This window comes from Actinomadura sp. KC06 (assembly GCF_004348735.1).
Taxonomy (GTDB): Bacteria; Actinomycetota; Actinomycetes; order Streptosporangiales; family Streptosporangiaceae; genus Spirillospora.
In genome coordinates this window covers 141,356-154,586 of the sequence record NZ_SMKT01000002.1, presented here as the reverse complement: position 1 = coordinate 154,586, position 13,231 = coordinate 141,356, and the positions used below count along the sequence as shown (strand labels likewise).

The 13,231-nt window shown below is 72.6% G+C and carries 13 protein-coding genes; 4 read left to right on the top strand and 9 right to left on the bottom strand.

Annotated features, from left to right (window positions below; translation table 11 throughout):
• Positions 1-260: 260 nt before the first annotated feature.
• From E1287_RS01595 to E1287_RS01580, 3 genes are all read right to left on the bottom strand, one after another.
• The gene (locus E1287_RS01595) at positions 261-1,565 is read right to left on the bottom strand and encodes an erythromycin esterase family protein (RefSeq protein ID WP_131962779.1); all 1,305 of its coding nucleotides are present in this window, start codon (positions 1,563-1,565) and stop codon (positions 261-263) included.
• Positions 1,566-1,678: 113 nt separating this feature from the next.
• Entirely contained in the window at positions 1,679-2,092 is a 414-nt protein-coding gene (locus E1287_RS01590) for a hypothetical protein (protein WP_131962777.1), read from the bottom strand.
• Positions 2,093-2,432: 340 nt separating this feature from the next.
• Positions 2,433-4,019: an FAD-binding oxidoreductase gene (locus E1287_RS01580; protein WP_131962773.1), complete on the bottom strand. Its 1,587-nt coding sequence runs from the start codon at positions 4,017-4,019 to the stop codon at positions 2,433-2,435.
• Positions 4,020-4,291: 272 nt separating this feature from the next.
• Here E1287_RS01580 and E1287_RS01575 point away from each other — a divergent pair, with 272 nt between their 5' ends.
• Complete coding sequence (locus tag E1287_RS01575; protein ID WP_243718492.1) at positions 4,292-4,942, top strand: N-acetylmuramoyl-L-alanine amidase; 651 nt, start codon at positions 4,292-4,294, stop codon at positions 4,940-4,942.
• 42 nt (positions 4,943-4,984) lie between these two features.
• Here E1287_RS01575 and E1287_RS01570 read toward each other — a convergent pair whose 3' ends face one another.
• The gene (locus E1287_RS01570; RefSeq protein ID WP_207933959.1) at positions 4,985-5,422 is read right to left on the bottom strand and encodes a MarR family transcriptional regulator; all 438 of its coding nucleotides are present in this window, start codon (positions 5,420-5,422) and stop codon (positions 4,985-4,987) included.
• 65 nt (positions 5,423-5,487) lie between these two features.
• Here E1287_RS01570 and E1287_RS01565 point away from each other — a divergent pair, with 65 nt between their 5' ends.
• Together E1287_RS01565 and E1287_RS01560 are read left to right on the top strand one after the other, a co-directional pair.
• Positions 5,488-6,552, top strand: coding sequence for a substrate-binding domain-containing protein (locus E1287_RS01565; protein WP_131962771.1), 1,065 nt, complete (start codon positions 5,488-5,490; stop codon positions 6,550-6,552).
• 40 nt (positions 6,553-6,592) lie between these two features.
• Positions 6,593-7,600, top strand: coding sequence for an alpha/beta fold hydrolase (locus E1287_RS01560; RefSeq protein WP_131962769.1), 1,008 nt, complete (start codon positions 6,593-6,595; stop codon positions 7,598-7,600).
• A gap of 22 nt (positions 7,601-7,622) precedes the next feature.
• On the opposite strand, the gene E1287_RS01555 is transcribed toward E1287_RS01560, so the two are convergent.
• From E1287_RS01555 to E1287_RS01535, 5 genes are all read right to left on the bottom strand, one after another.
• The gene (locus tag E1287_RS01555; protein WP_131962767.1) at positions 7,623-8,471 is read right to left on the bottom strand and encodes an ABC transporter permease; all 849 of its coding nucleotides are present in this window, start codon (positions 8,469-8,471) and stop codon (positions 7,623-7,625) included.
• Positions 8,468-9,436, bottom strand: coding sequence for an ABC transporter ATP-binding protein (locus E1287_RS01550; RefSeq protein ID WP_131962765.1), 969 nt, complete (start codon positions 9,434-9,436; stop codon positions 8,468-8,470). Before E1287_RS01550 ends, E1287_RS01555 begins: the two co-directional genes overlap by 4 nt.
• Entirely contained in the window at positions 9,433-10,512 is a 1,080-nt protein-coding gene (locus E1287_RS01545; protein ID WP_131962763.1) for a hypothetical protein, read from the bottom strand. Before E1287_RS01545 ends, E1287_RS01550 begins: the two co-directional genes overlap by 4 nt.
• Positions 10,496-11,131 carry a sigma-70 family RNA polymerase sigma factor gene (locus E1287_RS01540; RefSeq protein ID WP_131962761.1) on the bottom strand — a complete coding sequence of 212 codons (636 nt, stop codon included), beginning with the start codon at positions 11,129-11,131 and terminating at the stop codon, positions 10,496-10,498. Before E1287_RS01540 ends, E1287_RS01545 begins: the two co-directional genes overlap by 17 nt.
• A 141-nt stretch (positions 11,132-11,272) precedes the next feature.
• Positions 11,273-12,307 (bottom strand): macro domain-containing protein, encoded by a 1,035-nt coding sequence (locus E1287_RS01535; protein ID WP_207933958.1) that lies wholly within the window; start codon positions 12,305-12,307, stop codon positions 11,273-11,275.
• 208 nt (positions 12,308-12,515) lie between these two features.
• Between E1287_RS01535 and grpE the strand changes: the two genes are divergently transcribed.
• On the top strand, positions 12,516-13,226 hold the full coding sequence (gene grpE / locus E1287_RS01530; RefSeq protein ID WP_131962759.1) for a nucleotide exchange factor GrpE: 711 nt from the start codon (positions 12,516-12,518) through the stop codon (positions 13,224-13,226).
• The last annotated feature ends 5 nt before the right edge of the window (positions 13,227-13,231 follow it).

The window sequence follows — 13,231 nt, the reverse complement described above, 5'->3', positions numbered from 1 at the left end:
CGCGGGAATCCCCCGAACCCCGAGGTACGTCGGACGGCATGGCGTGATATCGGCGGGGGGCGAGCGGGGCACGGGTTCGACCTCAAATCTGATAGGAAACCTTCCTATTAATCGACTGAACCGTAACCAGCCCGCCGTTTTCCGGCAACCCCGTCCGGCCGGCGTGGTGTCAGCCCAGCCCAGCTAATGGACCGAACCACGCCGGTGTCAGGAGAATGTCGGCACTTTTCGCCAATCCGGGCCCTGGTCCTTGGGCAAGTTCAGGCCGGTTGCGCTGGAGAGACCTCGTGGCGGTGGACGATCACGTCGAACCACTGGGACAGCGAGCCCCCGGTCGTGGTCGAGCCCGCCCCGAAATGCGGAAGGCCGCGGGTGGCGGCGGGCGCGTCCAGCCACCGGCGGACCGGCGCCGGGGTGGGGGAGCGCAGGTCCAGGACGAACTGCGCCGCGCGGACCTCGCCGAACCGCCGCTCGAACCAGTTCGGGGCCGGACGCGCGAGGGCGACCGTCTGCCCCGGGCCGAGGCTCGCCTCGCCATGGCCGAGCGTGAAGCCGATCGACCGGTACCGCTGCCCGTACCGGCGCCGCAGGTGCGAGCCGGCGGTGGGGTAGCGCAGGTCCTGCCCGTTCTGCGCGGTGACGTGGAGTTCCGGGGCGTTGGAGGTGTGCGCGCTCGCGCCCCAGTAGACGATCTTGTCGCCGCCGCTGTGCGTCCGCCACCACGCCAGGTTCTTCGCGGCGTGGGCGTCCCGGTAGGCGTTGGCCTCGTTGAATTCCAGCAGGAAATGCTCGTAGAACGACACGATCTGCCTGGCGTGGTGCAGGGCCACCTCGTGGTCGCGGCCCCCGTCCGGGAGGTCCTTGACCAGCTCGTACACCTGGCGCGCATGCCGGACGTACGAACGCTTGTCCTCGACCTTTTCTTTGAACCAGCTGGTGTATACGGGCATGTCCGACGTCCACGGACGCACGATCTTGTGCTTGCGCAATTCGGGAAGGCGTTCCGGAGCGGTCTTCGCGACATATGCCTTGATGCCGTCGTAGGCCAGCGGACGCGTGAAGTAGTACTCGACGCCGACGAACCGGACCTTTTCCTTCTGGCCGGCGTTGTAAGCGCGCAGCCACCGCAGGACGTCCGCCATTTCGCGCGTCCGCCATTGGAAGCTCATGTCCCGCACGAGCGCGTCCGGATCGCCCTTCCCGGTCAGGACGTACTCGTTGATCGTGAGCCCCATCGTCCAGTCCTCTTCCCAGGCGATGGACCGGAACCCCATCCGCTCCACCAGGAAGCGGAGGGCGCGCAGCTTGAGCGTGGTCTCCTCGGCCGTGCCGTGCACCGACTCGCCGAGGCCGACGACCGCCGCGTCCCCGACCGACCGGCGAAGGGGGGCCAGATCGTCCAGCGGCGCGGACGGGTCGGCGGTCGCGAGCGGGACGGCATGCCGCGCGATCCACCTGTCCACCGGCTGCGATGCCTGGGCGTTCACTGCCGGCGCGCTGCCGAGCAGCACCGCGATCCCGACACCCGGAGAGAGCCACGCGACGGCGCGTGTCCGACGTTTCATGAGAGCCTCCTCTGCTCTATGCCGCCGCCACGATCGCCGCTCCCTCCGCGTCCCGACATCCCCCAGCGGGCTGCTCGCCGCCTACGCCCCCCGGCGTACGGGCGCCCGGAGGCTCACCAGTACATGTCGATCTGTACCCGGAAATTCCAGGTCAAGGAGACCTTCTCGAATTCGACGACGAGCTTGTGCCCCTCGTAGTAGAAGACGCGCTGGCAGCCCTCGCCGAAGCACTTCGCCGCTTCCTGTTCGGTCATGGTGGCCACGCCGCCCCGGCTGAGCCATTCCACGATGTCCTTGGCGGGGTGCGGGTTGCAGGGGATGGCCGGGGAGCACCCCTGCTCCAGCGTGATGTGCACCCGCTTGCTCTCCACGAAACTGTTCGTCATGACGAGCGTGTCGGCGTACCCCATCTGGCGGCGCCAGTCTTCGAGGTAATTGCGCGGCCGGACTTCGGAGACATAGACGGCGGTTCCGATCCCGCCGCCGAGGATGACGACGACCGCCGCCAGCAGGAGCAGGGCCACCATGGGCCCCTTCTTCTTTCGCGGCGCAAACGGCGGCCGCCCGAAGGGCGGCATCGCCCCTGGCGGCCCACCATGCATAGGCCCCTGCATCCCACCCGGCATCGTCCCTGGCGGCCCGCCGGGCATGGGTCCGGGGCCGGGAGGCCCGCCATGGGCCGGGCCGTACGCCGGTCGGTGCGGGGTACCCGGCATCGTGCTGGGCGGCGGTGCGCCGGGGATCTGCGTCGGGGGCGCGCTCGGCGTCGGGCCGTGGGGTTCGGGGGGCGCCGGTCCGGGGCCGGAAGGGCCCGGAGCGCCTGGGGGCGGGGGCGCGTTCACGGCGTACGACGATAGCCGCGATGGATCAGGCGTGTCCTGACAAATGCCGATCGGGAAGGAGAACTCCGGGGTTGAGGATTCCCGCCGGATCGAGGGCCGCCTTGGCGGCGGTGAGCGCGGCGGCGAACGGGCCGGGGCGCTGGCGGTCGTACCAGGGGCGGTGGTCGCGGCCGACCGCGTGGTGGTGGGTGATCGTGCCGCCGTTCGCCGCGATCGCCTCGGACACGGCCGCCTTGATCTCGTCCCACTGGGCGAGCAGGCCGTCCCAGCGGCCGGGCGCGTAGACGCCGAAGTAGGGAGCGGGGCCGTCCGGGTAGACGTGAGTGAAGCGGCAGGTCACCACGCCGCCACCCGCCACTTCGCGGATCGCCGCCAGGGCCGCCTCGGTGACCGCATGGTGGAGCCGGTCGAACCCGTCCCAGGTGCAGGACGTCTCGAACGTCTCCACGATCAGCGCGTGCCGGGCCAGCGCGTCCCGCTGGTAGGGCATTCGCAGGAACGATGAGCGCCACGCGTCGCCGGGACTGCCGCCCGCGGATTCGCCGGCGGCCTCGCCGCCGTGATCGCGGCAGAGTTCCACCGCGCGGTCGAGGGACGCGTCCACCGGATGATCGGCGGACTCGAAGCCGAGCACCAGGACCCCGCCGCCGACGGAGACGCCTGCGTTGACCAGCGCCTCGGCGGCGTCGAGGAGCCTGCAGTTCGCCGGGTTCAGCCCGCTCTGCGCGACGGCCCGGGTCGCCGCGACGGCCGCGGAGTGGTCGGCGAAGCGCACGGACGCCCTGGCCCGCCACCGCGGACGCTCCCGCAGCCGCATCCACGCCTCGGTGATGATGCCGAGCGTCCCTTCGCTGCCGAGGAAGAGCCGGTCCGGGGACGGCCCGGCGCCCGAACCGGGCAGCCGCCGCGACTCGCCGACCCCGCTCGGCGTGACGACGCGCATCGATTCGACGAGGTCGTCGATGTGCGTGTCCAGGGTCGCGTAGTGGCCGCCGGAGCGGGTGGCCAGCCAGCCGCCCAGCGTGGAGAACTCGAACGACTGCGGGAAGTGCCGCAGCGTCAGCCCGTGCGGCCTGAGCCGGTCCTCCAGATGCGGGCCGTACGCCCCGGCCTGGACGCGTGCCGCCCGGCTCACCGGGTCGATCTCCAGGACGTCGCCCATCCGGGTCAGGTCGACGGTGACGGCCGCGCGGCCGTCCTCGAACCGCGGCTCGATCCCGCCGACCACCGAGCTGCCGCCGCCGTAGGGGATCACGGCGATCCCGCCGCGGCCGCACCAGTCGAGCAGGTCGATCAGGTCGCGTTCGCCGCGCGGCCGGGCGATGAGGTCGGGGACGTGGCGCAGGTCGCCGTGCAGGTTGCGGACCACGTCCCGGAACGCCTTGCCGTGCGCGTGCGCGGCGCGGTCGGCGGGATCGGCGGAGCAGAGGCCGGCGAGCGCGGCGGGCGGGGAGATCCGGGACGCGGGCAGGCCGAGCGAGGCGATGCCCGGCGGCTCGTGACCGGTCAGCTCGCCGGGCGCCAGCGCACGCGCCCGGGCGAGCAGCGCGTCCAGTTCGGCGCCGCGGACCGCGTCCTCGACGTTGCCCCAGCCCCACCACGACCGCGCCATCGCCGCTCCTTCCGCGTCGCCCCATCGTCCACGATGGCCGCCGCCCGGACCTGCTTGTTTAGGCGGCCCCCCGCTGCGCAGATTGTCAGAGGGGCAAGCGAGCTGTCACGGGGGGCGCGGTGCTGAGTCATGGGTGCGGGCCTGCTGCCACGGGTGCCGGGCTGTGCCTCGCGATGCTGGCCGCGTGCGGGGGATCTCCTGATCGCGAGCCGTCGCCCCCGACCACGGGCGGTACACGGACGACCAGTGCCAGCGCCACCGGCGGGTCGGCGGTGGACGGGAAGGTCATCGTCATCGACCCCGGTCACAACGGCGGAAACGCCGACCACTCGGAGCAGATCAACAAGAAGGTCTTCGTCGGCAACGGTTACAAGGCGTGCAACACGGTCGGGACCAACACGCGGGACGGTTACAGCGAGCACGCCTTCACCTGGGACGTCGCCAACCGGCTGGCGCACGTCCTCCAAGAGCGGGGTGCGAAAGTGACGCTGACGCGGAAGGACGACACCGGCGTCGGGCCCTGCGTCACAGAGCGGGCGGACATCGGGAACCGGCTGCGCGCCGACGCGTCCGTGTCGATCCACGCCGATGGCGCTGAGGCGTCCGGGCATGGGTTCCATGTCATCGAGCCGGTGGCCGTGGGGAAGAACGCGCCGATCGTCGAGCCGTCCCGGAGACTCGGCACGGCGATCCGGGACGCCTACCGCTCCGGGACCGGCATCCCCTATTCGACCTACCGCGGACGCGACGGCCTGGACCGGCGCAGCGATCTCGGCGGGCTGAACATGTCCACGGTGCCGATCGTGTTCATCGAGTGCGGCAACATGCAGAACCCGGGGGACGCGGCCAAGCTGTCCAGCGCCCCGTTCCGGCAGCGCATGGCCGAGGCCCTGGCCGCCGGGTTCGAGAACTTCCTCCGCTGACCTGGACGCTTTCGCCAGAAAGTATTTCGGAAGAAAGCAAGATCAGGTCAGCCGTGCGGACATCCTCGTGAGGAGGACGCGCAGCAGCGCCAGCTCCTCCTGCCCCACCGCGTCCTGGACGCCGCGCCACTCGGCCTCGATCGCCGCGGTCAGCCGGTCGGACGACTCGCGGCCGTGCTCGGACAGGAACGCCAGCACCCTGCGCCGGTCGGCCTCGTCGACGCGCCGGAACACCAGCCCCGCCGACACCAGCCGGTCGATCACCTTGGTGAGCGTCGGTGCGGGGAGCAGGGCGAACTCGGCTATCTCGGTCATCGTGTGCCCGGCGCCGTCGGCGAGCAGGGAGATCACGCGCCATTCCTCGACGGTGGAGCCGGCCGTCTTCAGCGCGGCGGCGAGCCGTCCGGCGATGCCGCGTTCGACCCGCGCGAGCATCCGGGGGAGGTCCAGCTCGTCCTGCGCCATACGTGTTGTAGTCATCGCGAGATACAAGATTACCGTCTCAACGAAACTATTTTGGGCGAGGATCCACTAACGTCCGGGATATGGACGACCTGGACGTCGCCCTGGTGGTGCCGCGTCAGGGGCCCGCGGGACTCTTCGGGCCCTCTGCCGAGCTGTGCGCCCGGCTCGCCGAGGAAGAGATCAACGAGGAGGCCGGCGTGCTCGGCCGCCGCCTCCGGCTGACGGTCGTGGACGGCGGCGCGCCGCCCGCGCGGGTCGCGGACCAGGTCGGAGCGCTGGTCGGGTCGGGCGCCGTGCAGGCGGTGACCGGCTGGCACGTCTCGACCGTCCGGCAGCGGCTCGTCCCGGAGATCGCCGGACGCGTCCCGTACGTCTACACCGCGCTCTACGAGGGCGGCGAGCGCTCGCCCGGCGTCTTCCTCACCGGCGAGACGCCCGAGCGGCAGCTCCGCCCCGCGCTGCGCTGGCTGTCGTCCGAGCTGGGCATCCGCCGCTGGACGATCGTCGGCGACGACTACGTCTGGCCGCGCGGCACGGCCCGCGCCGTGCGGTCCTACCTCGCCGAGCAGGACGCCGTGCTGTGCGACGAGATCTACGTCCGGCTCGGCACGCAGGACTTCGGCGAGCCGCTGCGCAGGATCGAGGCGAGCGGCTGCGAGGCCGTCCTGATGCTGCTGGTCGGCGACGACGCGGTGGCCTTCAACCGCGCGTTCGGCGCGGCGGGCCTGGAGCAGCTGCGCTTCAGCCCGCTGATGGACGAGAACATGCTGCTCGCGTCCGGCGTGGAGGGCACCCGCGGGCTGTTCGCGGCGGCGGGGTTCTTCGAGACGCTCCCGACCGGCGACGGCCTGGACTTCGGCGCCCGCTACCACCGGCGCTTCGGTCCGCTGGCGCCGCCGCTCAACAGCATGGGCGAGTCCTGCTACGAGGGCGTGCGGCTGCTCGCCGAGCTGTTCCGCCGCAGCGGCGGCGATCCGGACGTCCGCAGGATGACGGCCATGTCGGAGGGCCTCGGCTACGACGGCCCGCGCGGGCCCGTCGAGGTCCGCGACCGGCATCTGCGGCAGAAGGTGTTCCTCGCGGCCGCGGACGGCCTGGAGTTCGACGTCCTGCACCAGCTTCGCCTCGACCCCCTTGACCATTGATTCCGCAGGAAATAGTTTCATCCTGAACTAAGGGGGGCTTATGGCCACGACGTTCGACCTCGGCGACCTCGTCCTGCAGGGCGGGGCGACCCTGCGCGGGGCGCAGCTGACCTATGAGACCTACGGCGACCTGGCCGCCGACAAGAGCAACGCGATCGTCTACCCCACGTGGTACTCCGGCCGCCACCAGGACAACGAGTGGCTCATCGGCGAGGGCATGGCGCTGGACCCGTCCCGTTACTTCATCATCGTGCCGAACATGCTCGGCAACGGGCTGTCCAGCTCGCCCAGCAACACCCCGCCCCCCTACGACCGGGCCCGCTTCCCGAACGTCACCATGTACGACAACGTCGAGGCGCAGCACCGCCTCGTCACCGAGCATTTCGGCATCGAGCGCCTGCCCCTCGTGACGGGCTGGTCGATGGGCGCGGGCCAGACCTACCAGTGGGCCGTCAGCCACCCCGAGATGGTGGAGCGCATCGCGCCGTTCTGCGGCTCGTCCCGTTGCAGCTACCACAACAAGGTGTTCCTCGAAGGCGTGAAGGCCGCGCTGACCGCCGACAGCGCGTTCGAGTACGGCTGGTACACCAGCCCGCCCACCCGCGGCCTCCGCGCCGCCGCCCGCGTCTACGCCGGCTGGGGCTTCTCGCAGGCGTTCTACTGGGACCGCCTCTACGAGCAGCTCGGCTTCAGCTCCCTGGAGGACTTCCTCGTCGGCTTCTGGGAGGGCTTCTTCCTGGACGACCGCGACGCCAACAACCTCCTCACCATGCTGTGGACGTGGCAGAACTCCGACGTCGGCCGGACCCCGGGCTTCAACGGCGACACCAAGGCGGCGCTCGCGTCCATCAAGGCCAAGACGCTGGTCATGCCCGCCGAGAAGGACCTCTACTTCCCGCCCGAGGACGAGGCGTGGGCCGTCCAGCACATCCCCGGCGCCGAACTCCGCGTGATCCCCGGCGTCTGGGGCCACTTCGCGGGCCACGGCACCAACCCGGTCGACACCGCCTTCATCGACGCCGCCTTGAAGGAACTCCTCGCCCGGTAGCCGTGGCCCGGGTCGCTGTGGTTCAGAGGTCGCGGCGCTGGAAGGCGACTCCGGCCAGGCCGAGGACGACGGCGGCCCAGAGGAAGGTCCAGGCGACGTAGGCAACGGTGAGCGGGGCGTCGCTGAGGAACGGGTGGCCGTCGAACCCGCCGGGCAGCCCGCCCGCGAACGCCGGGTGCTGGATCGCGTGCATGGCCCCGCGCCAGAGGCCGTCCGTCGGGAGCAGCACCCGGGAGACGGCCCCGACCCGCTCGACGCCCTCGTTGCCGAGGGCCTGGCCGACGCCGCCGACCACGCCCGCGATCCAGGTCGCGCCGAACAGGCCGACCGCGACGATGCCCGACGCCATCGGCGAGATCACGGTGGACAGCAGCAAGCCCAGGGTCAGCAGAACGGTCGACTGGGCGGCGAGCAGCGCCAGGCCGGTCACCGGCTCGGGCGGCCAGTAGTCCATCGTGACCCAGACGATGACGAACTGGGCGAGCCCGGCCACGGCCACGAACCCGCTGGCGAAGACCACCAGACCCAGCCATTTGCCCAGCAGCACGGCCGAGCGGCGGATCGGGCGCGCCAGGATCGCCAGCGCCGTCCCCGACTCGATCTCGCCCGCCAGCGTGGGACCGGCGAGGAACGCGGTGCCGAGCGCGGCGATCAGGCTCAGGCCGAACATCACCAGGTTGAGCACCGTGGACGCCGCCAGCCTGGCCTCTCCGCTGGTGAGCGTCCCGAACTCCGCGTCGAGCCGGGCGAAGCCCCAGGCGCTGAGGCCGAGCAGGATCACCGTCATCACGGCGAGCGAGCGCAGCACGCGCCGGCGCGCAGCCTCCTGGAGGGTGAGGGCGGCGATGGTGAGCACGATCCGGGCGGTCATCGGCGATCCCCTCCGGGGCCGGTGCGGAGGATGTCCAGCAGCCGCTCCTCCAGGCTGATCCGCCCGGGTTCGACGGCGTGCACCCGCACGCCGAGGGCGACCAGGTCGGCGATCAGGTCCGGCACGGTCGCCGGGTCCTGATCGGCGGAGAGCTCGACGGCGAACTCGTCGCCGGTGCGGGTGAGGCGGCCGGCGGCGGCCAGCCGTGCCTCCGCCGCGTCGCTCACCCCGTCCAGGCGCAGCCGCAGCTCGCGGCCGCCGAGCAGCTCGGCCAGCGTGCCGGACGCGGCCACCCGCCCCTTGTCGAGGATCACGACCCGGTCGCAGACCCGCTCCACCTCCCCGATGAGATGGGAGTTCAGCAGCACCGCGACTCCTCGGGATCGGAGCGACAGCAGCAGGTCGCGGACGTCGGCCCGTCCGATCGGGTCGAGGGCGCTGGTGGGCTCGTCCAGGACGACGAGGTCCGGACGGGCGACCAGCGCGACCGCCAGCCCGAGGCGCTGCTGCATGCCCTTGGAGAAGCCGCCGACCCGGTCGCCCGCGCGGTCGGCGAGGCCCACGGTGGCCAGGCATTCGCGACGTTCTCCGTCCGGCACCGTTACGCCCGCGAGCCGGACGTGCAGCCGCAGCACCTCGGCGGCGGTGAGCCACGGCTGGTACCGGAACAGCTCCGGCAGGTAGCCGACGCGGGCGCGGGCGCGCGGGTCGCGCGCCGGACGTCCGAGCAGCAGCACCTCGCCCGCGTCCGGACGGACCAGCCCGAGCAGGATCTTGATGACGGTCGTCTTCCCGGCGCCGTTCGGCCCGAGCAGGCCGACCACCTCGCCGCGGGCCACGGCGAACGACACATCGTCCACCGCGGTCTGCCGCCGGTACCGTTTGCGCAGGCCCGAGCACCACGCCGCCGGTGCCGGCGGAAGCTCCGCGAGCAGCCGTTCCGCGGCCTCCGTGCGGGGCGTCATCGCAGCCCCCGCGCCACCGACAGCACCTCGCCGGCGCTCAGCGAACCCGCCACCGCGGTGACGATCCCGTCGTCGGCCCAGACCACGCCCGCCATCGCGCCGTCCCGCGCGGTGAGCACCGTCGCCGGGATCCCGCCGACGTCGGCGGTGGACGTCTTCATCTTCTCGACCGACACGAACAGGGGCAGCGTCGTCCCGGTGCCGGAGTAGGCGCGCAGCTGCGCCCTGACGTTCTCCGGCAGGGTGGGCAGGGACAGCAGGTAGTCGCGGGCCGTCGCGAACGGGACGCTCGACGAGTACACGGTGGGCGCGACGGCCCGCGCCACGATGAGCGCAGGAGCAGGACGGCCCTGCGACCAGGCCATGACGACCCCGGGGCCCGCGCCCAGCCGGTACCGGCTGCCGTCCAGGCCGGGCGGTGGCGGCGGCGCCTTCCCCCCGGCCGACGCGACGGTCTGCGCGGTCTTCGCCATCGAGAAGGTGAACAGCGCGCTCGCCTTTCCGCCGACCCGGTACGCGGGTTCGCCCGTCACGCCGCGGGGGAGCCCGCTCACTCGCGGGACGGCGAGCCCCGTGGCCTTCCGCGCGGCCGCGGCGTCGGCGACCTGGCGCACCTCGATCTTCGAGGTCACCGCGAGATCGCCGAAGGCGTCGAGCTCGGGCAGCCGCACCAGGTCGGCGCGCGGGGCGGTGACCGGGGCGACCTTCTCGGCGCGGAAGATCTGGAACCAGTCCGCCGCCGCCGCGACGCCCGCACCGCCCAGGAGGGCGACGACCCCGACGATCGCGACCACCGGGTTGCGCAGCTTCGTCCGCCAGCGGCCCGGGGGGTCCGCGGCGGGCTCCGGTGCCGCTTCGCCGGCGGCGACGGCGGCGACCAGGCGGTTCCATCCCACCTCGACGTCCGGGGTGAACCCGACGTCCAGCGCCGACCCGGCGGCGTCCGCGTCCTCCTGGACGGCCGCCAGCCCGGACAGGCACGCGGCGCAGCCGGCGACGTGATCGCGATCGTGGCCGGCGACGCCGGACGGCTCGTCCAGGATCCGGCGCAGCGTGCCGTCACTCGGATGCCGCATGACGGTTCAACTCCTCCCGCAGAGCGGACTCGGCGCGCCGCACGGTGGTGCCCACGCTGCCAGGGGAAAGATCGAGAGCGGCGGCGACCTCGGCGTAGCTGAGACCGCTGTGCCGCAGGACGAGGGCGACCGCCTGCCTGCGCGGGAGCCGTGCCAGCGCCGCCCGCACGCGGCGGCGCTCGTCGAGGGCGACGACCGCGTCGGCGATGTCCGGGCTGACGGTCCCGCCGTCGCCCGCGGCCTCCTCCCGGGACGCGCGGCGGCGTCCGGTGCGCAGGTGGTTCAGCGCGGTGTGCGCCGCGGCGACCGACAGCCAGCCCCCCGCCTCGCCCGCCGGGACCGAGGTGCGCGCGAACGCCAGGAACACCTCCTGGGCCACGTCCTCGGCCTCGTCCCGGGAGCCGAGCACGCGGGCCGCGACGCCGACGACCCGCGGATACGCCGCGCGGAAGACCTCTTCGAGGTCGGCCCGCACGGCCTCCCGGCCAGGACGACCCGATACCGCCACGCCGCCGTCCTTCCGCTCGGCCCGCCGCCCGGCCACGCCGCCGCCGTCACCGGACAGGGCGGCCGGGAGGGCGGCGGCCGGTGCGCTCCCACCTTGCCCTACAAGGTCCATACCCGTAGAGCACCGCCACGGGCCCGGATGTGACACGGAGATCGCGTTGGCCGTGCGGTGCGCTTTTTCGTGCCGTCCATAAAGGGCCGAATTGCACGGGTGATAAATGCTTTCGCGCGGCGCGGGCCACGTGCATATCCGCTATGGCAAGAAATGTCTGATTATGGTCTGGGCGGTGGCCGGTGACCGGGCGATGAGATGCATGTCCCAAGACGGATCGGCGTCGAGTTCGCGCTCCACCGCCGACCACACCCAGCTCAGGCTCTCCGCCGCGTCCAGGCCGCCGCGCCCGGCGCCGAAGAGGGGCAGCGCGATGGAGCGGAGCGGCGGACGCTCGCGCTGCGCCAGCTGGACGGTGTTGTGCACCGCGCGGGCCACCGCCTCGGGGGACAGCTCGTACTCGTTCCCGTCGCCGACCGGGACGGCCACCGCGGCGTGGTAGATCCGGCGGACGCCCGCCGCGCGGAGCCGTCCGGGCGAGGTCGTCGCGACGGTGCCGGGCGCGACCGGAAGCCCGGGACGGCCGTGGTCGCGCATCCAGTCCGCGAGGCCCCGCTGGACGACGTCGTCCACGATCTCCCCCGTGCCGGTCGTCTCGGCGCAGGCCCGGCGCAGCGCCGCCGACAGCGAGTTCCGGAAGATCTTGGACGCCTCCAGGTACACGTTCTCCGAGGAGACGATCGCGTCCACCCCTTTGATCATCTCGACCGGCATGTAGTCGAGCGTGACCCGTCCGAGGCGGATGACCGCGGGGCTCTGCGGGACGTCGGCCTGGCGCGTCGGGCGGGGCGCCGCGGCGGGCATGCACAGCCGCAGCACCGCCTCCGCCGTCTGGTCCACGATGAGCTGCTCGTGGTGCTTGCGGAAGCGCTCGGTGCTGACCCCGTAGATCGAGGCGGCCTCCCTGCGGCGCTCGCCGACCGTCCAGTCGCGGGCTCCGGCGGCCAGGCCGAAGGTGAACCCGGCCGCCGCGGACAGCTTGCCCCCGCCCAGCTCGACGACCGCCTCCCGCAGCAGCTCCTCCACGGCGGCGGGGCGGTACGGCTCGGCCGGCGGCCGCGCGCCCGGCGCGGGGCCGTCGTGACGGTACAGCGCCACCGCGGTCTCCAGCGCGTCCAGCCGAGTGTCCCGCAGGCGGGTCAGCCCCCGTTCGCGGAGGTTCTTGAGATCGGCCACGAGCTGATCATGAGTGGGCGGTGGCGGCATGGCTCCGGTTTCGGGCGAAAGGTGGTCGATATCCGGGCGGATCCGGGACGGATCAGTGTAAATCCAGTTTGGGAATGGCGGCTCTGGTGTTCAATGTGAAATTCATCCGGGGCGGGCCCGTAACGGGGGCCGTCGTGGCGCGGTAGTCGGGCGAGCGCGACGCAGGGAGTGACTCAGGGTGGAGGTTTCCACGGCCGCCGGCGAGGTCGGTGAGCCGACCGGACAGCCTGAACAGACCGCCGAACCGGCCGAGCTGACGGAGCGGTCCGAGCAGTCGGAGCGGCTCGCCGCGATCGAGGCCGCGGTCGCCGAGTTCAACCGCAGGTCCGCGCACCGCGAGGCGGTCATCGACCGGCTGCACGAGGAGAACCAGCGGCTGCGGGACGGCGTCCACCGCGCGATCCTCGAACCGGTCATCGCCGACCTGCTCCGCCTCTACGACTCGATGCTGCGCGAGGCCGCCCGGCTCGCCGCCGCCGGGGCCGACCCCGCGCAGGGCAGGCTGCTGGAGAGCTTCGCCGACGACACGCTGCTGACGCTGGAGCGCTGCGGCCTGGACGAGTTCACCGCCGACCCCGGCGACCCGTTCGACTCGGGCAGGCACGCGGCGGTGTCGGTCGTCCCCGTGGACGACGAGGCCCTCGACAACACCGTGGCCGAGGTCGTCGCGACGGGGTTCGTGGAACGGGAGACGGGACGCGTCCGCCGCCCCCTCCGGGCCCGCTTCCACCGCTACGACCCGCCCGCCCCTGACACCGAGCCGGACGCCGCCCCTGACACCGAGCCGGATGCCGAACCCGCCCCCGCGGCGTCCGACGAGACCGAGAACCGCGCCGAAACCGAGACCCCCGCCGAGACCCGCGCCGAGGCTCCCGCCCGAGCCGACTGACCGCG